Source organism: Microcystis ichthyoblabe FBCC-A1114 (genome assembly GCF_050500245.1).
Classification (GTDB): Bacteria; Cyanobacteriota; Cyanobacteriia; order Cyanobacteriales; family Microcystaceae; genus Microcystis; species Microcystis ichthyoblabe_A.
In genome coordinates this window covers 4,038,426-4,061,520 of sequence record NZ_CP191408.1, presented here as the reverse complement: position 1 = coordinate 4,061,520, position 23,095 = coordinate 4,038,426, and the positions used below count along the sequence as shown (strand labels likewise).

Genomic DNA, 23,095 nt, shown 5'->3' with positions numbered 1-23,095 from the left:
TTTATAAGTTAACAAATTTATTGGTAGCCTCAATTAAAGCACTACGAATTCCCACTTCTGTCATCGAATGTCCCGCATCGGGAACAATGATCAATTCCGCTTCCGGCCAAGCTTGATGTAATTCCCAAGCAGAAATCATCGGACAAACAATGTCATAACGTCCTTGCACGATAACCGCAGGAATATGACGAATTTTATCAACATTTTCGATCAGTTGGTTATCCGTTTCTAAAAAACCCTTATTGACAAAATAATGGCATTCAATGCGTGCAAAAGCTTCGGCAAAATTATCCTGACCGAATCTCTCGATTAAATTGTCCGCAGGAATTAATTTGCTGGTACTTCCCTCCCAAATTGACCAAGCTTTGGCAGCTTCTAGACGGATTTGGGGGTTATCGCTAGTCAGGCGCCGATAATAAGCGGCGAGCAAATCACCCCTTTCTTCTGGGGGAATAGGTGCTAAATAATTCTGCCAAATATCGGGAAAAATATAACTGGTTCCCTCTTGATAAAACCATTTTAATTCTTTTTCTCGCAGTAGAAAAATTCCGCGCAAAATTAAGCCTAAACAGCGTTCGGGATGGGTTTGACTGTAGGCTAAAGATAGGGTACTTCCCCAACTACCGCCAAAAACTACCCAGCGCTCGATTTTTAATAATTCTCGTAGTTTTTCGATATCTGCCACTAACAGCCAAGTGTTATTTTCTTTTAACTCAGCGTGAGGGGTACTTTTACCGCAACCCCGTTGATCAAAAAGGACAATTCTCCATTTCTGCGGATCGAAATACTGACGATAAATCCCTTCAATACCACCTCCGGGCCCGCCATGGAGAAATACTACCGGTTTACCCTGGGGATTGCCCACTTCTTCATAATAAATTGTGTGGAGAGCCGATACTTTTAAGTAACCAGTACAATAGGGATCGATCGCTGGATATAATTCTCTAGTCATATTTACAGTCTTTCTCATTAAGATGAAGTCTAACCTAATTTGCCATCTCCCCACACCCCACACCCCGCTCCACTGGTATTATGACCACAGATATCATAATAGCTAAAGAAACTGCACGATTAGATACCAAAGTCTCTCACAGATAGAAGATAATCAATATTTATCAGTATTGGAAGCCTTCAGCATGGTTCATTTAACGCCCAATCCTAGCTATAGTTTAAGTCTCAAGATAGAAATCCCCAATCAAGCGGGAACCTTCGCTTCTGTCCTCAATGCGATCGCCGATGTGGGGGGGAATTTAGGGCAAATTTCTCTAATCGAACGCAATTTAAAGATTAGCACCCGCGAGATTATGGTTGATGCCGCTAGTACCGACCAAGCGGAACAGATTATCGCCGCGGTTAAAGCTCTACCGGATGTTAAACTGCTCAAAGTTTCCGATCGCACCTTCGATCTCCATCGTCGGGGTAAAATCTCCATTGAGAGTCGTATTCCCCTCACCTCCCAAGATGACCTGGCCATGGCCTACACCCCCGGAGTTGGTCGCATCTGCACCGCTATCGCTCACCAACCCGAACTGGTGTACTCATTGACCATCAAGGGCAACACCGTCGCTGTAGTGACCGATGGTAGCGCGGTATTAGGATTAGGAAATCTCGGGCCAGAGGCTGCCTTGCCAGTCATGGAAGGGAAAGCGATGTTATTCAAGGAATTCGCCGGAATTGATGCTTTTCCCATCTGTTTAGCCACCCAGGATCCCGAAGAAATCATCGCAACCGTCAAAAGAATCGCTCCGGTTTTTGGGGGTATTAACCTAGAGGATATCGGCGCTCCCCGCTGTTTTGAAATCGAGAAACGTCTGCGAGCGGAATTAAATATTCCCGTTTTCCACGATGATCAACACGGTACAGCGATCGTTTCCCTGGCTGCCCTGATTAATGCCCTCAAATTTGTCAAAAAATCGCTTGATACAGTCAAAATCGTCATTAATGGTGCAGGTGCGGCCGGAATCGCCATCGCTACTCTCTTTAAAACCGCAGGAGCCACAGATATAATCCTCTGTGATTCCCTTGGTATCCTCTCCCAAAACCGGGACGATTTAACCCCAGAAAAACAAGCTTGGGCCGTGGCTGCCAGTGGTAAGCTAGGGGATGCTCTCAAAGGCGCTGATGTCTTCCTGGGGGTGAGCGTACCGGGGGTGTTGACTCCCGAAATGGTCAAGGGAATGGCTAAAAATGCGATCGTCTTTGCCATGGCTAATCCGATTCCCGAAATTCAACCGGAATTAATCAATGATTTGGTGGCCGTGGTGGCTACCGGACGCAGCGATTATCCCAATCAGATTAACAACGTTCTCGCTTTCCCCGGATTATTTCGCGGGGCCCTGGACTGTCGCGCTAGGGCAATCACCGATAATATGTATCTGGAAGCGGCCAAAGCGATCGCTTCTCTGATCACTCCTGCTAATCTCAATCGAGAGAATATTATTCCCTCGGTTTTTGATGGTCGTGTAGTTACGGCTGTGGCCGCCGCCGTTCAACACGCTGCTCGTCAAGATGGAGTGGCCGGGGAATAATGTAATTATGGTGCAGGAGGGTAAGTAAACCGTGAAACCGATCGATGATATTCCCGAAGCTTTGCGGGACAGCCAGTACAGAAAAACTACTAATCCTAATGGTCTAATAGCGATCGCAAGCGGTTTACTTGCTCTGGTGGGAACCGGCCTAATTGCCATAGCAGTCTTGAATCGTCCCCCTGCTACCGTAAAAAAACCGGTTATTAACCCCTCCCCCCCCATTAAAGCCACTCCTAGCCCCATTGAGAACATTCTAGGTCATTTACCCTATCAAGAGGCTCCGGAGACGGAATTAGCCCCTATTACTGGGGATGGTGGTATGCGTTTAAGGAAGGCAGCAGCCAAAGCTTTTATCCAGATGCAGAGTGACGCGAGAAGGTCGGGGGTGATTTTAATGCCGATTTCTGCATTTCGATCGAAAGCAACCCAAGAAAAGCTCTTTTTTGAAGTTAAAAAACAACGCAATCAGCAAACCCGCAAACGAGCAGAAGTGAGCGCACCTCCGGGTTACAGCGAACATCATACCGGTTATGCGATCGATATTGGCGATGGTCACGCTCCCGCAACGAATTTAATTAGCAGTTTTGCTAATACTGCCGCTTTTCGTTGGTTGCAAAATAACGCTGCCCAGTACAGTTTCGAGTTATCTTTCCCTGAAAATAATCCCCAGGGTATTAATTATGAACCCTGGCACTGGCGTTTTGTCGGGGATAGTCACAGTTTAGAAACTTTTTATAAGGCCCAACAATTAGGAAAACAAAAATAAGATAACCTTATCGGCAATTGCGTCCTGTAGGGGCGAAGCATTCGGACAATAACCTATCGCTGAAACCAGAGATTTTCTATCCGAATGCTTCGCCCGTACTTTTTCAACTTTTTAGAAAATCTAACAATTAGGAAAACAAAAATAAGATAACCTTATCGGCGATCGATGGCATTTTCTGGAATTAATTACTAAAATAGGATTATATTGTATTGTGAGTGTTTCTAATATGTCCAAGCCAGTAGAATACTTAACAAATGAGCAAGGGGAACGAGTTGGGGTTTTATTAGACTGGAACACCTATTCTCGATTTGCCAATTCATTAGGACTCGATGAAGATTGTTTGATTGGTTTGAGTGTGGATGAATTAAAAGCGCTGGCAAGTTGTCAATTGTCCCTCGTAGAGCAAACCCGTTTAGATGATTTAGTGACGAGAAATGCAGAATCTTTACTCTGCGCTGATGAAGTAGCTGAGTTAGATGAGTTGTTGGCAAAAACAGATCAATTAACAATTCTTAAAACTCGTGCCAGATATACGCTAAAGTGCTTGGAACAAGGTACGACAGCAGCGTGAGTGTTTATATTCGGATGGGGTTTTCCCTGTCTGACAGGAGAGGGATGCAGAAACTCCGATTCTATCTTGTAAGTAGGTAGGCGTTAAAAGTTATCAGATGCCCCCCTTATCAAGGGGGGATTAAAGGGGGGATCCCCCCGCCTATCGGCACCCCCCTTATCAAGGGGGGCAGGGGGGATCGAACCTAAAATCCATTTTTAATTTAATTATAACCAGCTACTTAAGTCATGACCAAATCTTCTTAGCCTACGATTAAAATATTAGAAAGTTTAATCCGGGTTCCTTCTCGAACTAACAGACAGCATCAATGATTGACTGGACTCCCTATCTCAAATCAATCTCGGACTCGGAACAGTACGCCCAGTGGGAGACATTTTACACCCTCACGGACGTAGAGGGAAAAACACGCCCGCCGAAAACTGCACCTTTGCTAAGGGATTTGTGGGTGCAGACGATTGAAAAAGAACCACAAAACCGACAAGAAAGACCAGAAAGACCAGAAAAAAACGAAAGATTCACGGTTTTAGATGGTTTACGCGAATATGCGGCTAATCACGTTCTTTTAAAAGGTCGTCCCGGTTCAGGAAAATCGACCGCTTTAGCCAGATTATTATTAGAAGAATCCGTAGGAGCGCAAAGCTTGCGCCTAAATCAACAAAATCAAGCTAAAATCATTCAAATTCCCATTCTCATCGAATTACGCTTGTATGAAACCTCAATTCTTGATTTAATTTTACAATTCCTGAAACGCCATAAATTAATTATTGATAGTAATACCCTAGAAAGTTGGCTGTTAGAAAATCAGAATTTTAGCCCATTATTATTATTTGATGGTATCAATGAGTTGCCCTCAGATACTGCACGACAGAATTTAAAAAACTTTCGCCAGCAGTATGCAGAAATTCCGATGATTTTCACCACAAGGGATTTAGGCAGCGACGACTTAAACATTGAAAAAAAGCTGGAAATGCTCCCCCTGACTGAACCACAGATGCGGGATTTTGTCAAGGCCTATTTGCCTGAAAAAGGCGAAGAAATGCTTAAACAGTTGGGAAATCGTCTCAAGGAATTGGGAGAAACCCCCCTGCTTTTGTGGATGTTATGTGAAGTTTTTAATGAGAAAAGCCAAATTCCTGCTAATTTAGGCTTAGTTTTTCGACATTTTACTGAAAAAGTTTATCACCACAAATTAAAAGCAGATGTTTCTACTTACCAAGAATCCCGGGATTGGTGGCGAGAATTGCTGCAAGTGTTAGCTTGGAAAATGACCCAAGGGGAGTCAAAAACTGAGATTCAGGTGGCTATTTCCCGAACAGAAGCAGAGGAAGAATTAAGCAAATTTATCAAAAATAAAGGATTCCCAGAATATTACAGTAAGCAGTGGTTAAAGGATTTACTGAAATATCATCTAATTCACCTAGAAGGTAATGATAAAATCGCTTTTCGCCACCAACTGATTCAAGAATATTACACGGCTGAGGAATTAAAGAAAAAGTTACCCCATCTCAGGGATGAGCAGTTACAGTGGGACTATTTGAATTATCTCAAATGGACAGAACCTATGGCGTTGCTGTTGGGGTTATTGGATAATGAAACCCAAGCAAAACGGGTGGTTAAGTTAGGGTTAGAGATTGATTTAAAATTAGGAGCGAGGTTAGCAGGAGAAGTCAACTTTGAGTTTCAAAAGCAGACAGTGGGGTTAGTGCTTGGGTTGGATGTGCCGAAACGGTTTAAGGTGGAGTTATTGGGATTAACAAAGTCTAATCAAGTTGTTAATGAGTTAAGTCAAGCTTTAAAAGACTCTGATTGGGGTGTTCGTAGGAGTGCAGCCGAGGCTTTGGCTGAGATTGGCACAGAAACAGCCACTGCGGGGTTACTCAAGGCTTTAGAAGACTCTGATTGGTATGTTCGTTGGAAGGCAGCCGAGGCTTTGGCTAATATTGGCACAGAAACATCCATTGCGGGGTTAGTCAAGGCTTTAGAAGACTCTGATTATGATGTTAGTGGTAGCGCAGCCGAGGCTTTGGGTAAGATTGGCACAGAAACAACCATTCCAGAGTTACTCAAGGCTTTAGAACACTCTGATGATGATGTTCGTAGCAACGCAGTCAAGGCTTTGGGTAAGATTGGCACAGAAACAGCGATTCCGGGGTTACTCAAGGCTTTAGAAGACTCTAATAGCGATGTTCGTAGGAACGCAGCCTTCGCTTTGGGTAAGATTGGCTCAGAAACAGCCATTCCGGGATTACTCAAGGCTTTAAAAGACTCTGATTGGAATGTTCGTTGGAACGCAGCCTTCGCTTTGGGTAATATTGGCTCAGAAACAGCTATTCCGGGATTACTCAAGGCTTTAAAAGACTCTGATAGGTTTGTTCGTTGGAACGCAGCCGAGGCTTTGGGTAATATTGGCTCAGAAACAGCGATTCCGGGATTACTCAAGGCTTTAGAAGACTCTGATAGGTTTGTTCGTGGGAAGGCAGCCGAGGCTTTGGGTAATATTGGCTCAGAAACAGCGATTCCAGGGTTACTCAAGGCTTTGGAAGACTCTGATGAGGATGTTCGTATGTACGCAGCCGAGGCTTTGGGTAATATTGGCTCAGAAACAGCGATTCCGGGGTTACTCAAGGCTTTGGAAGACTCTAATAAAGATGTTCGTATGTACGCAGCCGAGGCTTTAGGTAAAATTAGCTCAGAAACAGCGATTCCGGGATTACTCAAGGCTTTAGAACACTCTGATGTGTATGTTCGTTGGAAGGCAGCCGAGGCTTTGGGTAATATTGGCTCAGAAACAGCGATTCCGGGGTTACTCAAGGCTTTAGAACACTTTGATTGGTTTGTTCGTAGGGAGGCAGCCGCGGCTTTGGGTAAGATTGGTTCAGAAACAGCCATTCCGGGGTTACTCAAGGCTTTAAAAGACTCTAATAAGTATGTTCGTTCGCAGGCAGCCGAGGCTTTGGGTAAAATTAGCTCAGAAACAGCGATGACTGAACTTATCAAATGCCTGAAAAATCCTGATTTTGTCACATTAAATAATGGCGATACTCTCTCTCAAGCTAGAGAAGCACTAGACACAATTCAAAACAAACTTAAATACTATCACCCCCTCTCCCAACCCATGAATCAACAAGTTTACATCTCCTACAACTGGCAGGAAGACAGCAACGAAATGGCTAATCAACTCGTCCAAGCATTTGAAGCAAAAGGAATTGAGATTATTCGGGATAAAACCCACACCAGCTATAAAGACTCCATCAAAAACTTTATGCGGCAAATTGGACAGGGTAAATGTGTCGTCGCCGTCATCAGCGATAGATACTTAAAATCAGAAAACTGTATGTTTGAATTAGTAGAAATTGCCAGAAATGGTGACTTTTATCAAAGAATATTCCCGATTATTTTACCAGATGCCAGAATTCATAAAGACTTCGAGCGCATAGACTACCTGAAATATTGGGAAGACGAAAAATCACAACTACAAGCAAAATACAAACAAATTGATTTAGCTAAAACTAATAGTATCCTAGAGACAGTAAACTTATATGATGAAATCAGGGGCAATATTGATAATCTAACCAACATTCTTAAAGATATGAATACTCTCAATATCGACTTACACCGCCAATCGGAATTTGCAGCTATGATTCAAAAAGTAGAAACTAAACTTGCAGAGGATAGTCAAAATATTTAACTAAATCCCAGAATGATTGTTTTAAAAGATAAAGCCTAAAGGTGCTATTGCTGACTATACCCAATTTGTTCCCTGTAACTCATTTGACCGATAACTGCTATAATCATTAGTTGATAACTGTTAATTGCTGACATGACTAAATATCTAAACATTACTGAAACAGGACAAAAGCTGGTTGAATGGTCTGAGCAAATGACTGACGAACCTATTATTATTACCAAAGAAGGTCAACCCATTATGGTTGCCCTGAATTACGCTCAAATTGAATCTTGGTTAGAAACTCTTGATATTTTACAAGACAAAGAGTTTGCCGAAATCCTATCTGAAGCAATTCAACAGGATCAATCAGGACAAAGAATTACTTGGGAAGATGCTAAAAAACAACTGGGTTGGTAATGGAATATCAAATACAATTAATTCCTCTTGCTTTAAGCTTTTTATCTAAAATTACCGATAAACGCATTCAGCAAGAAATTCGCAAACGGATTGAAAAGCTAAAAATTGAACCAGATAAACAAGGTAAAGCCCTTTCAGGTAAACTTAAAGGATATCGTAGCGTTAGGGCAGTTGGTCAAAGATATCGGATTGTCTATCGTGTTGAAGAAGCTCAAATTATTGTTATTGTTATTGGAGTTGGAATTCGTAAACAAGGTGATAAGAAAGATATTTATGCCCTTCTTGAAAAATTAATTAATAATGAATAAAATATGGGTTATGACAGAACTGCTAAACCAATAGGTTCTTGCTGAATCGTCAGATATACACCTATTACTTTTTCAGAGATAGCCAGTTTTGGAGAGGATAGTCAAAATATTCCTGCTTCTTCTGAAAAAAACGCATCCCTATCATCTATTACCTATGATTTCAGAGGAGCTACCATTGGCAATTTAGCTCATAATGTGCAAGGAAGCCAACAGAATTATCCCCAGCAACCTAATAACAATAACCCAGAGGAAAAATAACATGGTTCAGCAACTTAATAACACCCAAATCGCCATCAATACTTTATTGAATAAACTCAACGATTCTCTCCCCCAGATCCGCGCTAAAGCTGCCGAAGCCTTGGGCAAAATTGGCAATAGCAGCCTTGCCGACACCTTAGTATCCCATTTAATAGGAGAAAATGATCTTAATGTTCGCCTAAATCTGATTCGAGCTTTAGGAGAAATTGGCAATGAATCCGCAATTCCTTATCTAGCTTCCTACTTATCTGATACTAATCCCGATATTCGGATAATCACGGCGGAATCTCTCGGAAAAATTGGTGGTGAAAAAGCAATATCCTATCTCATTCAATCCCTACAAGATACGGAAGTAAAAGTTCGTGTCACAGCCACAATTGCTTTAGGTGAAATTGGACTAGAAGATGTTATTCCTGATCTAGTAAATGTTTGTTACGATGAAGATGATAGCGTTCGTTTCAGTGCTGTTGATGCCCTCGGTAAAATTGGCTCTCGTTATGCAGTAAACTGATATGAAATTGAGTACAGAATCCCTCGATTTAATTATCAGAACTCTTGCCAAAAGACTATTCACAGACAAGAATCCAAGTATTCGGATTAAAGCCGCTCAATCCTTATTTTGATCCCCCTAAATCCCCCTTGAAAAGGGGGACTTGAATTCGACGTATCGCTTTCATTCAGAGAAATGGTGTCAGTTTTGCCATTATGGATGCTATAATTAGGGCTTGCTGAATAAATGTGAAATGTAGGCAAGATAGGGGTTTTGTGGCTTTTCTTGCGAAACAGGTGCAAGATTTTGAGAGAATCGTGCTTCAAAACCTTGCGTCTTCATCGGCCCGCGTCCTGTAGGGGCGAAGCATTCGGGCAATAACCTATCGGTGAAACCGGAGATTTTCTATCCGAATGCTTCGCCCGTACTTTTTGCCGCAAACCCTAATTCTCATCAGTAATCTTCAATCTTTTAATCCTATGTCAGAAACTCCTAAATATGACCTTCGTGGAGCAAATATTGCTAACTTTGCCGATACGGTGCAAGGAGATCAAAAAGCCGTTCAACATAATTACGCCACACCCCAAAATTTAGCCGAAGCCGCCCAAGAAATCCAACAACTTATCAGCCAAATCACCCAAACTTATCCCACTAATACCGAAATTGAAAAACAAACTTTTGTCGCACAAGTTGACGCAGAAATCAAGAAAAATTCTCACCTAAGAAGCATTTTAATCCCGGGAGGAATTGAATTAATTAAAATTCTCTGTCCTCCCCTCGGTATTCCGATTGAAATGGGTAAAAAATGGCTAGAAACTGCTAATTTAAGTGATTAAACAAAGCATCTCAATCTTATTAGTTAGAAACGATTAAATCGGAATTATTCCATTATCAACATGATTTAAATCTATCAATTGTATAGATCGATCACCTCAAATGCTTGGGAATCGTTAATTCGATAAAAGAAAAAATTAGAATCGAAGGTTAAAGGCGTTGCATGGCGTTGCTGATTTGAGATATGAATCTTCTCTTGTGGGATTTTTAAAACCTAGATCCAAACTAACTTTTGGATACGATGCACAGTTGGCATTCATACCTTGATTCTGCAACGCCCAGTTTCAATCAATGTGCATGGTGTGTTCCCCAAAAATCGATCGCTGGAGTGGTAGAAGTTACATTAGGGAACGCACCCTACAAGATCGGCGATCGCACTGGTTCCAGAGAATTGTCTATTCAACTTAAAATTTGATGTTATAGGGGTATTATGCTTGTCAATGTAAAGTTTTATTACAGGATTAAACGTTTCTGGCTTCAAACAATTTGTGATAAATTTTTATCAAAACTGATACGCATATTAATAACAGAGTGATTCCCCTTACGTGCTAACTCAAGATGATTTCTTGCAAGCTTTAAATCACCAACAGCAGCAGCTAGTCGAGCTAGATTATAGTGAATAAGCAATTGTGAAGTGTCTGGTATATCAGCATATGATAATAAGCTTGTAAGGCATTGAATACCTTGTTGAATCCTGGTGTGATCGCCGGATGATAAGCATTTTTCTGCAAGAGAATCAGTAAGTGCCCAGTAAGGGGTCTTCCTCTCTAAAGTTCGTATTTGAGCAGCTTCCTGATAAAACTCATAAACTCCGAGAATATAGGCAACTACATCCCTTTGATCTGAATCATGTTTTCTGGTGTAAAAGAGCGGTGAAAAGATCGATGAACGGCTAAAGGCTAAAACGAGTAGCGCTAATACAGAGGTAACTGCTGGAACTAGAAATTCCAGAACTCCATCATTCCGAGCTGTCGAAGATGTAGGAATTGCTGTAATTCCTTTTGCTCGAACTGATACCGAAGAATTGTTAATATTCCACCTATTAGAAGATAATGCTAACAAAAGCTGAAGTGAGAAAGATTCTTGCGGATTTAGATAAGGAACTTGAATTTCAATTTGTTTGGCATCAACAACTTGCGTGTATGAGCCTGGTTGCAAGCCTATGACTTTAGGTTCGGTCAATTTTGCATTTCCCAAAGGAACAATTACACGAACGTTCTCTAATTCTTTTTGGGCTGGGTTATTGATAACTACACCAACAATGGCTGTATTTTGTGTTTGCCCGGAAAATACTGCTGATGTGACCACACTGTAGTTTAAATCAGTCTTTTTATCATTAATACGAAAAACTGTAACACCACCAACTATACTGACCACTAAACTTAAAAGGGCAGGGATAACAAGAGTAAGAGTTCTGCCAATACTCGAAGATGAAGATGAAGTCATGCTGTAAGTGTATTCTGTATAATTATTGTATTAAATTTTACAGGATGCAAGTTTTCTGCTTGGAGAAAAACTGCTCTTAATTATAGCTGCTGTCACACCTTGAGGCATCTCTAGCATATGATCGTCGGCATAAATATTATATATAGGTCAACTTTCTGCACAAAACTCCCCAGAGTAACGATATGGGTCAACTTTCCCTATATCACCCCCAAGAGCGTGTTAGCCAGATTAGCTTACTGCAAACAATCTCCTTTAAGGAAACTTATCACAGAAGCTTTCCATAACCATAGCAAAGATTCTTAGATATGACTGCACTTTGTCACAAAATTTCACTATTATTTCGGGTGCGGTGATTTGTTAGGTTTCTTGGTTCACAACTTCTTTAACAATTGGTCATACTCTGGGTGAGAGCCTATCCAAAACCAAACAATTACATTCTTACTCTTGATTCTTCCCTTGCGCTCTCCAACCTATACCGACTCTGATTGACCAGATCTGGTCTTCTTGATTGACCTCCTTAAATTCTAAGCTTGGATGACTTGGGTTATCTTTCCATAACTTGTAATTTTTTCTGGCTGTTCTTTTCACTCTTTCTGGTAGCTGTTGAAATAAGCCGACGAAATCTGGATTTAGTTCCGACTTCATAGCTGATCAAATCCCATTTCTTCAGTCTGTCCGTTTTCTGAATCCGCAATAGCTTTCTGAGCAAGTTCTTTGAGAATTAAGCTGTCTTGGGGTTTAGATAATGTTTCTTGCCATTGGATTTCATTTTCGATGTCTTCAATAAACTGCTCTGCCAGTTCGTCTTGAATTGCTTCTGGCAGTTCTTGAGCTTTTTGTACGGCTTTACTTAGAAGTGTTGATAACATTTTTTCTCTTCTCTTCTCTTGAAAATATAACTAGATATTATAGGTCAACTTTCTGCATAACAATCTCCAGAGTAACGATATGGGTCAACTATCGCCAGAACTTTTCCCTATATCAAGCCCAAAAGCTTGTTAGCCAGATTAGCATCTTGCCAAAAACCCTGTTTAACTAAATTCCTGACAATTAGGCTTATTCTAGCGATGATTCCTATATCTGACCGCACCCCTTGACAAAAATTGATAATTATTCGACCTTTAGCGATCGCTATCGGGGGATAGTTGTTTTTTGTTACAGCAGTGTGGAGAAGGGAGCGGGTTTTTCAAGTGGGATTGGGAGTTAATCATGCTATTAAAAACCGATTCAGTATAACGGCTAAGATAAGCGGCGGCAGAGGACGTCTAACTCAGCACCAATATCTCCTGACCTTCCGCTGAATTTGAATTGTTAGGTGTCTTGCATACGCTTCAAAATCTCATCTAGTGTTAAGTCTTTGAATAGACTTTCGCGTTCTTCTGTATAGTTGCCATACCCAGTTGAAAACTGATTTAGAAAACGTACTGTACTGGCAATGCCAATTTCTTTAGATAGGACTTGAATTGCTTGCTGCGTAATTTCGCTCAGGGATTTTGTTTGACTGCTCATTGCGATAGCTCCGTAATCAGTTCAAGAGGAGAAACAACTTTGGTCTGCAAAGTATCAACTTCTTTAGCCCGTCTCAAAAATCTATCGTCGCATGTACAGAAATAATTTGCTTCTGCCTCAACCGAAAAAGCTAAATGCAATGCATCAAGTGGTTTGATACCTGAGTTGACAAACACTTGCGCTTGTTCTTCGATTTGCTTATTTGGTTGGAGAAATAAGTCTGCCTTCGATAACGCTTCTAAAATATATGCTTTTCTTGGAGAAGGCGTAATTTGTTCAGCTTCAAACATTAAGGCTTGTGAAGAAACTAACTCAAATTGCCCAGCTTCCCACAATGAGATGACATTGAGAATAGCCTCAGCTTCAACAGCAACTCGAATTTGCGTCTTGGTATCAAGTGGGCGTTGCAAGCTGCACATATCAAAATAAATCCTCATAATACAAAATTGCCACACCCCTCAAGCCAAAAGTTTTACCCCATAGAATTACCATTATATAGGGGATCTCTCTAATTATATGCCCCCATAGCTTTACAGAGTTCTTCAATCATAAGCTCTACAGCTGCTGTTCCACCAACAACACTTGATAAAATTTCCACCACTACTGCCTCTGAAAGACCAGTAGCCGCAGCAATCACAGCAACTTCTGGAATAAGGGCAAGTCCGCCAGTAGCAACTGCCGCCGCAATTGCAGCAGCAATGACTGCGCCCAAGCCTACGTTTAGCCCAATTTTACAAGACCAACATTTGGCAGCATCCCCTAGAGAGACTGCAAGTTCAGGATGCTCAAATGCTAAGTTCGTTCTTGCCATAAGATAGCGGGCGCTTTCAGATGTAGTCATGCTTAAGTCCCCAGTAAATTTGTTCAATTCATGATTTCGGACCAAAGAGAGAGTGGAGGGTGTTCAAACGCCTAACCACATATTATAGGTCAACTTTCTGTATAACAATCTCCAGAGTAACGATATGGGTCAACTATCGCCAGAACTTTTCCCTATATCACGCCCAAAAGCTTGTTAGCCAGATTAGTATATTGCCAAAAACCTTGTTTAACTAAATTCCTGACAATTAGGCTCATTCTTTCTAGCGATGATTCTTAGATCTGACCGCACCTCTTGACAAAAATTGATAATTATTCGACCTTTAGCGATCGCTATCGGGGGATAATTGTTTTTTGTTACAGCAATATGAAGCAGCCCAACTGATGGCTATATTTCCAGATTATCGCCCGCAGGAAACCAATAATTGCCGATGATAAATTTGTCGTCGCCGTCGGGGGTGAACAGGCTATCACCACGAGAGTAGTACAAGATTACCAGCAAGCTTAATCGGAACCTTTTACCGTGGTTCAAATTGATGCCCATGGCGATATGCGTTTTGAGTACGAAGGCTCCCACCATAACCACGCCTGTGTGATGCGTCGGGTGTTAGAAATGGGTTTACCGACTTTACCCGTGGGAATTCGGGCTATTTGTCGAGAAGAAACAGCAGATTCCCGTGATTTGGGATCGAGATATCCTCAGGGATGCGGAGTTATGCTGCTTTCGCCAACACAACTTTCAGGAGCCTGCAACTTCAATCACTTCTCCTGGAGAGACTTTATCTAATAGTTACTAATTCTGTAGGCAAATATTGCATCTAGAATTAGCTTTGTACGCTTTGACCCGTACTGGGTTAACTACGAACCTCTCTATCGGATTCCCGCTAAAGGCGGCCTCTCCGACTACCTTTCTTCCAATATTTAAGGAACCATTAATATCTGCTCCATAGAAATAACCCGACGAGCTTCTGAATAGTCCTCTTTTAATTCTCTTGCCTAAATAGCTTTTTTGCTTTTGAATAGACTCTAAGTCCAAGAAACTACATTTAGAGGTATAGCTTTCATTAGTTGTTTTGACCTCTATTCCTACTAAATTTGCTTTATAGGTAAGTTGTTCGATAAACCTTGAATGAGGAATATTTACGAATGACTGGTTATTTCTATCTTCAATATTAATGTTTTGTTTCCAGCCTTGATTATGACCAATAACTAAAAGGTTAATTTGATGAGCTAGTAATTTATCAATAATATATTTACTAGCGGTGTGGAGGTAATAATCCACCTGGCAATTACGCTTTAAAGTTAAACCTTGTATTCTTTTACTGGTCTTCTGGAGACTGGGTAATTCCGATTTGAGTTTAGCTAGTGTCTTGTTGTACTTTTGATTGCAGGATTTTAAGGCTTTTCCACATACTAAAGTTGGCTGAAATTCGGGAATATTAGAGGTAACAGCAGCTAGGTTATTTAAGCCTAAATCGATAAAAGCATATCTTTCTCCCTCTTGACTTGATGAGGATGGTTGTTCATAGACAATCTCTAAACAATAAGCACCCAATTTAGGAATAATCCTGACCTCTAAGACTTTCTTTAAATTAGTTTTAAATTCTAAATTAGTCCCTGATAGCTTGATTAAACCTTGCTTCAACGCTTTTTTAGAAATGGCTTGATAGTTATAAGTTAAAACGTTTCTACCTTTTTCCTTGTCTTTGTATCTTGGCAACTTAGGCTCTCCTGTAAATTTATCTGGCGATTTTTTGTATTGTTCTTTCGCTTTTTGGTAGGATTTAAAGGTTTTTTCTACTTGCTTTAATACTAACTGACTTACTTTGGCGGGTAAGGCTTGATAATCTGGACTCATTTTTAAGGCATGATGTAACTCAGTCATTGTTAAAAATGGTTGATGTGAAAAGAAAACTTGACGGTTTAAATAAACAGCACAATTATACAGATTCTTCGATAAAAATCCTAATTTATCAATTACTGAATAATTTTTGTGATTAAATTTAATTAGATGTTTTTGAACTAATTTCATCATTCTCCTCAAGGCATTTAATTAAACATTCTGTCTTTCTATTTCGTCGTCTTAATGAGTATAATCGAGCGGAAAATGAGGTAATTATGCTCAGGAAGTCTTGCCTTAAATCGTCTTTTCTTTCTTCTGCTAGATTAACGACCTCTAGATCTCTATTTGTTTGAGTTAAAAGAACTTTCAGATAATTAAACCCTACTCTGCTTAAACGATCTTTATGTTCTACGACAATCAAATTATAATCAGTTTGTTCTAGAAGTTTTAATAATAGCTTTCGATGATCATTGACTCCACTTCCTACTTCTTTAACTACTCGAACAATTTGATAGCCTTTCGCAATACAATAAGCTTCCAATCTTTTTGCCTGAGTCTCTAAGTCAGATTGATTTTCTGAACTAGAAACTCGCCCATAAATAGCTACTTTATTTTCACCGCAAGAACGGTCATCTTCAAAAATAATAATTGTTCCTGTAGGAAGACGTTCTCCTTGTAACTGCCCTCGATTCCACATTCTCCAAGCAGTGTCATAACTGATCCCTTTTTTCTTAGCATAATCTGATAGTTTCATGTGAACTGCAACGTAAACTTGTACTAACCATATTAGCAGTTGTTTGCAGTCATTTGCATATATTTTTTACAAAACTTTACAATACAAGGTGAGGCTCAGGCATGGGACACTTCACTTGACTACTCTGCCTACATCTTGCCGCTAGACCCAAACTAACTTTTGGATACGATGCACAGTTGGCATTCATACTAAATCTGGTTATTAAAAACTGATTATTTATTCCCCTTTGCCTTTTACCTCTTGCCTTTTGCCTCTCCTCATAACTAGCCTGTACTCAACGGATTTAGTATCATACCTTGATTCTGCAACGCCTAGACTTACAACTTCAATCAATGTGCATGGTGCGTTCCCCAAAAATCGATCTGTGGAGCGGTAGAAGTTGCATTAGGGAACGCACCCTACAAGATCGGCGATCGCTAATAAAAATCCCCCCTAAGACCGGGGGATTTTTTTCAGGGTAAAATAGCAAAAGTTGAAAGCCAAGCTTAGAGATATTATCTTAGACTTAAATGCTGATGCTATTGAGTATTAGAGAAGGTTTTAGATAGGTATAGGGTACGATCCGTTTTTGATTATTGGCATCAATCTCTTGTTCGTTCATATTGAGATTTTGCTGAAATTGTCGAAGGAAGCCCGTAATTGTTGCCTGATCACCCTCGGCAAAAACCTCCTCAAACTTCCGGCCATAGAGTTCTCGAAAAGCTTTATCGTAATAGCCCAATTGATCGTATCGATAGTCGGATAAAGTGAACAGACTTTGTAACTGATCGGCAGCCTTTTTATAAGGAGGCAATAGCTGAAGAATGTCTTTTTCGGTAATTGATCCTCTGGCATCTCCAATTATTGATCCTGTAGTATCCTTAATCGCTTCTGGAAGATCACAGTAAGCGGCCAAGGGCATATTAGCGGCAAAAGTCATGTAATCATACTGACCATAGTTAACAGCTGAATGCAGTGGCCCGCAGATAAAAATAATTGTGGTAACGACTTCAATTAAGTCCTCTACATCCGTAAAATTGGCCGGCATTCCCTTCACATTGCCCCCTTGATCTGCCGCAGAATTAGATAATTCCCCGGCCCATGCTTGCAATTCTTGATCGTTAGTGATGTCTTGGGGGTTTGGGTAAAAATAATGGAGATAATCAGAAACAAACTGATTAATAGACTGCCAAACCAGCATCCCATCATCCCGGTAAGGGTAGTGGGGTAGTCGTTCCGTATCGTCCATACCCCGGTTACTTATTTCTTTAGGAAAGGCAAAGTCTCGAAGATTCCAGTTTGCGTAGGCATCCTTAACCAGTGCCATCGACTCGCCCAAGGTGCCGGCCAATAATTCATCCACCGGTCCACCAGGGTTGATCAGTCTCTCTTGTCCCAGATGGTTGTTCGTTAACATAAATCTTAGGTGTGGCTTAAGCAGAAGACTGAGGGGATGATTTTCTGCCAGTTGCCGGGCCGTGCCGATCGCGATCGGTTCCATGACAAAATGAGTTCGACAGAGATGGGAATTCATCTCGTGGTGATTGCTATCGGCCACCTGAACACAAATTTTAGCAAATAGCCAAGCAAGGGGGTTTTTCTCAAAAGGAGTATAAAGCTTTTCCGCATTTTCCCCAAATTGGATAGCGATCGGAACTAATTTGCCCCGATCTCTGATGCCACTTTTCCGCCACCAAAAGAAGGCCCTGGGTTTCGGTAAATATTTTCGCCCTTTGGCATGGGTTCCCCCTTGAATCAAAGAGGGACCGAGATAATTAATGTCCGTACCCGTATAATCGGCAATATAAATGTTTCCCGCTGCTAATTCTTGATTGACCTGAAACAATGGCTCGAAATCTGTCTTAGAACTAGGGATTTGATTGAGAACTTGGGCGCGAGCATCCCCCGGCTTCAGTAAACGTAATACTAGGGGATTAGCTCCCGATAGACGTTGTTCGGCAAAGGCATCATTGGTTTGATAGACTTTGGCGATTTTGGGTAAGGGGATAATGGCAAAGAAGTCCTCATAATCTTGTAGCTCATCGAGGGGATCTAAAAAAGATTTGACTTTGACAGCCAGCATATTGGCCGGTAGTTCCGCAGTTGCCGCCAACCGTTCAGTAATGTACTGAAGGGAAAAGTTTTCCGCTGCAGGCACGGATTCCATGAGGACTAAGGGTGGGAGATACTGATAGTCGTATCTATAGGCTTGGCGTTGAAGATTGAGGGAATCAGCCCGCCGATTCGCATCTGGTTCATTTTGGGGCAGACAAGGAGTGGGAGGAGGGGTATTAACCATTCTGATCAAGTTTGAAAAAATTTAAGTAATTGTACCTTGTTTTTTCTTCCTTACATTGATTTCTGAACATTTTTTAATAATTGATTCTCGCTATCACCCATTTTGATTCTCAACATCTGGCTTTCTTTTTCATCTGGCAACAAATATCAGAACGGGAATATCAATATCAGAAACTCCTCGGGTTTCCAAATCCCAGACAAATTGTTCACAATTAGGATACTCTGACAAACATTCTTGAATAAACATGGGTACAGCAAAAAAAGTTAAGGGATGTATCTATTGATAGATAAGGGGTTGTGGCTATTGTAGTAGATACGTTTGGAGTCAGTTGAGATAGACAAAAATAGTCAAAATATTTATAATAGAAGATTGGACTAAAATTTTCTGTGACTTGCCCATGTTATTGTCTTGCGCCACCGGTAGCGAACAATTTTTAGGGAGTGAAGCGATCGCCACTTACGCCAAAGCTAAGGCCGTAATCCTGCCGATTCCCTACGAGGCCACCACCACCTATCGCAAGGGTTGTGAAACCGGGCCGGCGGCGGTGATTACTGCTTCCCAACAATTGGAAGCTTATGACGAGGAACTTAAGAGGGAAACCTGTTTAGAAGTGGGCATCTATACCCATGATGCGATCGCAGATACCCGTCAACAACCGCAATTGTCCGTCGAGGAGATGTTAGCCGTCACCACAGCTACAGTTTCTCGTTTAATTGCCGATGATAAATTTGTCGTCGCCGTCGGGGGTGAACACGCTATCACTACGGGAGTAGTACAAGCTTACCGACAGGCTTTATCGGACCCTTTTACGGTGGTTCAAATTGATGCCCATGGCGATATGCGTTTTGAGTACGAAGGATCGCACCATAACCACGCCTGTGTGATGCGTCGGGTGTTAGAAATGGGTTTACCCACCTTACCCGTGGGAATTCGGGCTATTTGTCGGGAAGAAGCCGAATTAATTGCTAAACAACAGATTCCCGTGGTTTGGGATCGAGATATCGCCGGTGATCCGAATTGGATCGAAAAAGCGATCGCCAAAATCACCACCGAGAAGGTATTTTTAACCATAGACGTGGATGGCATAGATCCGGCTTTAATTCCGGGGGTGGGAACACCTGAACCGGGGGGGTTAAGTTGGCATCAAACCCTAGGCTTTCTCCGTCGTCTTTTCCAAACTCATCAGGTGATTGGCTGCGATGTGATGGAATTGGCCCCGATTAGTGATTCGGTGGTTTCGGAATTTACCACTGCCAAGTTAATTTATAAGTTAATTGGCTATCAATTTACTGCCTAGGGGCTTGCCTAATTAGGAGCAATCGTGTTATAATAACAATTCGTACGGACGTATAGCTCAGTTGGTTAGAGTACATCGTTGACATCGATGGGGTCACTGGTTCGAATCCAGTTACGTCCATAGTTAATTTTGATAGCTTTCAGCAACGGGCAAAAGCTAAACCTGACAAGCTGGCTTGATGTTCGGTAAATTTACGGTATGTCAGACAAAACGCTCTGTCGTGAGCTAAAAATATCAAGCCCGTGATTTTCTGGCCTTTAGATTGTTTTTTTATGATTTTCTAAACATGACTAACAATAAAAATGATAACTATGCTAACTTGCCAGATGAATTACTAGAAGACATTCTGGAAGATGCTCCTAAAATAGCAGAAAAAATCAAGCCACTTTTCAATGAATTACAACAACAAAGAAAAACCCTGCATCAAATCTTGGATGATAATGATTTAATTTGTAGAGTTGACGATTTAGAAAACCCACCTATTCCTTCTGTTGCAGCGGTTGACGGTGGACAAGCTATTGAAAAATCTATTGGTGCTGATACTTTAATTGCAGTTGGTGTTGGTGTTGAAGGATTAGTTAGAGAAGATCAGCGAAAATGGGGTTCAGTTCAATACAAAAATTGGCAAGATGTTCTCCCGCACAGTTCTGAGAGTAATCCTAAAGTGACTAGAGGAGCGATGACAGCTTTAGAATTATTAGTTATTAGTCAAACACCACATGATGTGATTATTGCCGATGGTTCTCATCAAACACCAGTTATCGGAATTAACAGCTTAACCAGTATGTCAACGTTGGATGAACCGCATTTTCAACAAGCTACATGGGATATCATTAATAGGTTTAGCTTGATAGATTCTCTTAAAAAAGCGATGACCAATCCCAATATAGTATATATGGTTAAATATGATTCTTCTCAAGAAATTGGCTTAAGTGTTTTAAAAAACTTTGACCTCAAGCTTGACGATAAAACCAGCATGACATTAATTTTAAATGCCGGTGAATTTACTAAACCGTTACCTGTGGGTCAAACCACAAAAACAAAGCAAGTTTGGAACGATTTATATATTTCAGTTTCAGATAAATTTGATGTTCCAGGTAAGCGAGACAAGATAAAAGAGGACTTAAACCAAGCTATTATTTTGCCTAAAAGCCGAAAAGTATATTTTACTTATTATAAACCTTATCAATGGTCGCCAGCTTATAGGATAGAAATGAAAGAAAGCTGTGCTAATACAGAAATTGAATTAGCCAAAGTATTAAAAGCTATCAAAGAACAAGTTGTTTCAACAGAGATCAAAGAACCTTATCCTCAATATTTAGCGGATCTGATGGCTAAAAGTATTAGTGATGGTTTAGAAGCGTTAAGAGCCGTGGTACAATATCAATTTAGTGATAACCCTGACTTTCTCCAATTGTTAACCCAATCTTACAGAACTTAATCAATCTTCATCAAATTACAGGAAAAAGACAATGGATTTACTTGACAAACTCAACAATCACTCAGATCAATTTAACATCGGTAGCGTTGGTTCACCGAGTAACACGACAGAAATTATTATAGATATTAATCAAAAAAGTGAGAAAAAGAGAAATTTAGGGCAGTTAGTCTGTCTGGTTCAACCGCAAGATCAAGAAAATTTAGTGGTTATCGGACAAATTAGTGAGATAGAAACTCAAAATCGCTGGCATGAAGATTTAACCTTTAGAGGTATTATTAAGCGTAGAGGTTCACTTCCTCATCTTAGTGAAAAAGCAGATGTGAGAACAGCTAAATTAAACGTTCAGGCTTGTTTTAGTATTGCGCCAGATGGAAAAATCACCGCAGGAACGTTAGGAACTTCCCCGGCAACGGGTACGCCTATTATTTCAGTTCGAGATGAAATTTTAGATAAGCTTTTAGAGCAATACAAAAATCAAATTATTTACTTAGGTAATGCTTATGCTACTGATGTTAAAATGCCTCTTTGGTTAAAACATTTTGATAGAGGAGAAGGGGGTGCGGGAGAAGCTTATCATATCGGAGTTTTTGGAAAAAGTGGCTCTGGTAAGTCTGGTTTAGCCGCTTATATGCTTCTAGGTTATGCTCAACATAAAAATATGGGCATCATTTTCATAGATCCTCAAAATCAATTTGCAAGTCAGACAGATTTGCCCTTTAAACTGCATGACTCGCTCCGAAAGTTAGGTAGAAAAGTTGAAGTTTATCGTTTAACTAATCAAATTAGATTAGGAACTAAAAATAATGCTGTAAATTTATTTTGCTCTCTTTTATTAAAAACAGAGTTTTATAGAAATATTGGAGTTAGAAGTAAAGAAAATCAAGACTATGCTTCGGAAGAAATCGCTCGAATCATCAGAATTATTTTATCTCAATTGTCAAAACAGCAAGGAAAAAACATAGAATTTGAATTGAATAACTCTCCTGACAATTTGTTACTTAATGTATTAACTTGTCTTAGAGATGATAATAATGCTCTACAAAGAATATATGCTACCAAACAAACAAAGGAAAGATTAGAACAAACTCTTGATAGCTTTCTTGAAAAAGAGAATGATACAGATTATCAAAAATCACAGAAGTCTCTAGAATTTCAAAGAATCAAAGACGATATTTGGCAACCTGTATTAGATTTATTTCTTAAAAATGATAGTCAAGGTAATCATAGAAGCTCATTGTGGCATATTGTTCAAAAATCTGCTACTGATGAGCAAAAGCCTATTGTATTTTTAGATATTAAGGGTGAGGGTACAACTTTCGCAGATAATGAGGAAATCAAAGCACTGATTCTTAAAGAGATTAGCACAATTTTAAAAGTAGCGGGAGAAAATGCCTTTAAAGAGGATAAAAAATTAAACTGTTTAATTTGTCTTGATGAAGCTCATCGCTTTGTTAAATCCTCTTTTGGTAATGATGATAATAGTGAAATGTCCAACCTAACAAGAACATTTGTAGATGGTGTAAGAACCACAAGAAAATACGGCTTGGGTTATATGTTTATTACTCAAACAATTGCATCTTTACATAAAGAAATTGTCGGTCAATTAAGACTTTACGCTTTTGGATATGGTTTAACTTCTGGTAGTGAATACAGACAAATTGAAGAATTAGTAAGTGATAAACAGGCTTTAAGCTTATACAAATCATTTGTTGACCCTCAAAGTAATAAACAATATCCGTTTATGTTTCTCGGTCCGGTTTCCCCTTTGTCTTTTACGGGTTCTCCTTTATTTGTTCAGATGTTTACAGAATTCAGTCAATTTCAAAATGCTAATAATCTTCAATCCTCGGATGAGTTCCATTTTTAAAC

Annotated in this window: 22 protein-coding genes, 1 tRNA gene and 1 pseudogene; 14 read left to right on the top strand and 10 right to left on the bottom strand. The window is 40.3% G+C overall.

Features of this window, described 5'->3' with window-relative positions; all coding sequences use genetic code 11:
• Position 1: 1 nt before the first annotated feature.
• Entirely contained in the window at positions 2-952 is a 951-nt protein-coding gene (pip, locus tag ACQY1Y_RS19690) for a prolyl aminopeptidase (protein ID WP_430013397.1), read from the bottom strand.
• A gap of 184 nt (positions 953-1,136) precedes the next feature.
• Between pip and ACQY1Y_RS19685 the strand changes: the two genes are divergently transcribed.
• The 9 genes from ACQY1Y_RS19685 (at position 1,137) to ACQY1Y_RS19645 (ending at position 10,254) form a co-directional block, all read left to right on the top strand.
• On the top strand, positions 1,137-2,528 hold the full coding sequence (locus ACQY1Y_RS19685) for an NAD-dependent malic enzyme (RefSeq protein ID WP_002735988.1): 1,392 nt from the start codon (positions 1,137-1,139) through the stop codon (positions 2,526-2,528).
• 31 nt (positions 2,529-2,559) lie between these two features.
• Complete coding sequence (locus ACQY1Y_RS19680) at positions 2,560-3,294, top strand: M15 family metallopeptidase (RefSeq protein WP_430013396.1); 735 nt, start codon at positions 2,560-2,562, stop codon at positions 3,292-3,294.
• Positions 3,295-3,520: 226 nt separating this feature from the next.
• The gene (locus ACQY1Y_RS19675; protein WP_002754005.1) at positions 3,521-3,865 is read left to right on the top strand and encodes a hypothetical protein; all 345 of its coding nucleotides are present in this window, start codon (positions 3,521-3,523) and stop codon (positions 3,863-3,865) included.
• 307 nt (positions 3,866-4,172) lie between these two features.
• Positions 4,173-7,553 (top strand): HEAT repeat domain-containing protein, encoded by a 3,381-nt coding sequence (locus ACQY1Y_RS19670; protein WP_430013395.1) that lies wholly within the window; start codon positions 4,173-4,175, stop codon positions 7,551-7,553.
• Between the two features lie 132 nt (positions 7,554-7,685).
• The gene (locus ACQY1Y_RS19665; protein ID WP_002750215.1) at positions 7,686-7,949 is read left to right on the top strand and encodes a type II toxin-antitoxin system Phd/YefM family antitoxin; all 264 of its coding nucleotides are present in this window, start codon (positions 7,686-7,688) and stop codon (positions 7,947-7,949) included.
• On the top strand, positions 7,949-8,257 hold the full coding sequence (locus ACQY1Y_RS19660) for a type II toxin-antitoxin system RelE family toxin (protein ID WP_002750216.1): 309 nt from the start codon (positions 7,949-7,951) through the stop codon (positions 8,255-8,257). Before ACQY1Y_RS19665 ends, ACQY1Y_RS19660 begins: the two co-directional genes overlap by 1 nt.
• A 259-nt stretch (positions 8,258-8,516) precedes the next feature.
• Positions 8,517-9,026 carry a HEAT repeat domain-containing protein gene (locus tag ACQY1Y_RS19655; protein ID WP_052275314.1) on the top strand — a complete coding sequence of 170 codons (510 nt, stop codon included), beginning with the start codon at positions 8,517-8,519 and terminating at the stop codon, positions 9,024-9,026.
• Between the two features lie 392 nt (positions 9,027-9,418).
• Positions 9,419-9,841, top strand: coding sequence for a hypothetical protein (locus ACQY1Y_RS19650; RefSeq protein ID WP_194015362.1), 423 nt, complete (start codon positions 9,419-9,421; stop codon positions 9,839-9,841).
• Positions 9,842-10,080: 239 nt separating this feature from the next.
• The gene (locus ACQY1Y_RS19645; RefSeq protein WP_193745189.1) at positions 10,081-10,254 is read left to right on the top strand and encodes a hypothetical protein; all 174 of its coding nucleotides are present in this window, start codon (positions 10,081-10,083) and stop codon (positions 10,252-10,254) included.
• A 62-nt stretch (positions 10,255-10,316) separates the two neighbouring features.
• On the opposite strand, the gene ACQY1Y_RS19640 is transcribed toward ACQY1Y_RS19645, so the two are convergent.
• The 6 genes from ACQY1Y_RS19640 to ACQY1Y_RS19615 all read right to left on the bottom strand — a co-directional run bounded on the left by ACQY1Y_RS19640 (position 10,317) and on the right by ACQY1Y_RS19615 (position 13,635).
• Positions 10,317-11,285, bottom strand: coding sequence for a hypothetical protein (locus ACQY1Y_RS19640; protein WP_002737733.1), 969 nt, complete (start codon positions 11,283-11,285; stop codon positions 10,317-10,319).
• 438 nt (positions 11,286-11,723) lie between these two features.
• Positions 11,724-11,930 carry a hypothetical protein gene (locus ACQY1Y_RS19635; protein WP_002774168.1) on the bottom strand — a complete coding sequence of 69 codons (207 nt, stop codon included), beginning with the start codon at positions 11,928-11,930 and terminating at the stop codon, positions 11,724-11,726.
• Positions 11,927-12,154 (bottom strand): hypothetical protein, encoded by a 228-nt coding sequence (locus ACQY1Y_RS19630; RefSeq protein ID WP_002735396.1) that lies wholly within the window; start codon positions 12,152-12,154, stop codon positions 11,927-11,929. Before ACQY1Y_RS19630 ends, ACQY1Y_RS19635 begins: the two co-directional genes overlap by 4 nt.
• Positions 12,155-12,596: 442 nt before the next feature.
• The gene (locus ACQY1Y_RS19625) at positions 12,597-12,794 is read right to left on the bottom strand and encodes a hypothetical protein (protein ID WP_002750230.1); all 198 of its coding nucleotides are present in this window, start codon (positions 12,792-12,794) and stop codon (positions 12,597-12,599) included.
• A complete protein-coding gene (locus ACQY1Y_RS19620; protein ID WP_259679044.1) occupies positions 12,791-13,231 on the bottom strand; it encodes a PIN domain-containing protein in 441 nt (146 codons plus the stop codon). Before ACQY1Y_RS19620 ends, ACQY1Y_RS19625 begins: the two co-directional genes overlap by 4 nt.
• Before the next feature lie 71 nt (positions 13,232-13,302).
• Positions 13,303-13,635: a hypothetical protein gene (locus ACQY1Y_RS19615; protein ID WP_123230578.1), complete on the bottom strand. Its 333-nt coding sequence runs from the start codon at positions 13,633-13,635 to the stop codon at positions 13,303-13,305.
• A gap of 399 nt (positions 13,636-14,034) precedes the next feature.
• On the opposite strand from ACQY1Y_RS19615, the pseudogene ACQY1Y_RS19610 reads away from it, so the two are divergent.
• Positions 14,035-14,320, top strand: a pseudogene (locus ACQY1Y_RS19610) (arginase family protein); the annotation flags it as partial.
• 86 nt (positions 14,321-14,406) lie between these two features.
• On the opposite strand, the gene ACQY1Y_RS19605 reads toward ACQY1Y_RS19610, so the two are convergent.
• The 3 genes from ACQY1Y_RS19605 to ACQY1Y_RS19595 form a co-directional block, all read right to left on the bottom strand.
• A complete protein-coding gene (locus ACQY1Y_RS19605) occupies positions 14,407-15,645 on the bottom strand; it encodes an RNA-guided endonuclease InsQ/TnpB family protein (RefSeq protein WP_430013394.1) in 1,239 nt (412 codons plus the stop codon).
• Positions 15,617-16,210 carry an IS607 family transposase gene (locus tag ACQY1Y_RS19600; protein WP_430013393.1) on the bottom strand — a complete coding sequence of 198 codons (594 nt, stop codon included), beginning with the start codon at positions 16,208-16,210 and terminating at the stop codon, positions 15,617-15,619. The genes ACQY1Y_RS19605 and ACQY1Y_RS19600 overlap by 29 nt, the downstream gene beginning before the upstream one ends.
• Positions 16,211-16,715: 505 nt before the next feature.
• The gene (locus tag ACQY1Y_RS19595) at positions 16,716-18,488 is read right to left on the bottom strand and encodes a lipoxygenase family protein (protein ID WP_288125519.1); all 1,773 of its coding nucleotides are present in this window, start codon (positions 18,486-18,488) and stop codon (positions 16,716-16,718) included.
• Positions 18,489-18,885: 397 nt separating this feature from the next.
• On the opposite strand from ACQY1Y_RS19595, the gene speB reads away from it, so the two are divergent.
• The 4 genes from speB to ACQY1Y_RS19575 all read left to right on the top strand — a co-directional run bounded on the left by speB (position 18,886) and on the right by ACQY1Y_RS19575 (position 23,093).
• Positions 18,886-19,785 carry an agmatinase gene (gene speB, locus ACQY1Y_RS19590; RefSeq protein ID WP_430013392.1) on the top strand — a complete coding sequence of 300 codons (900 nt, stop codon included), beginning with the start codon at positions 18,886-18,888 and terminating at the stop codon, positions 19,783-19,785.
• Positions 19,786-19,831: 46 nt separating this feature from the next.
• Positions 19,832-19,905: transfer RNA gene (locus tag ACQY1Y_RS19585), tRNA-Val, on the top strand.
• A gap of 166 nt (positions 19,906-20,071) precedes the next feature.
• Positions 20,072-21,226, top strand: a complete 1,155-nt coding sequence (locus ACQY1Y_RS19580; RefSeq protein ID WP_002735857.1) for a DNA double-strand break repair nuclease NurA — start codon at positions 20,072-20,074, stop codon at positions 21,224-21,226.
• 31 nt (positions 21,227-21,257) lie between these two features.
• Positions 21,258-23,093 carry a helicase HerA domain-containing protein gene (locus ACQY1Y_RS19575; protein WP_002735930.1) on the top strand — a complete coding sequence of 612 codons (1,836 nt, stop codon included), beginning with the start codon at positions 21,258-21,260 and terminating at the stop codon, positions 23,091-23,093.
• Positions 23,094-23,095 lie beyond the last annotated feature (2 nt).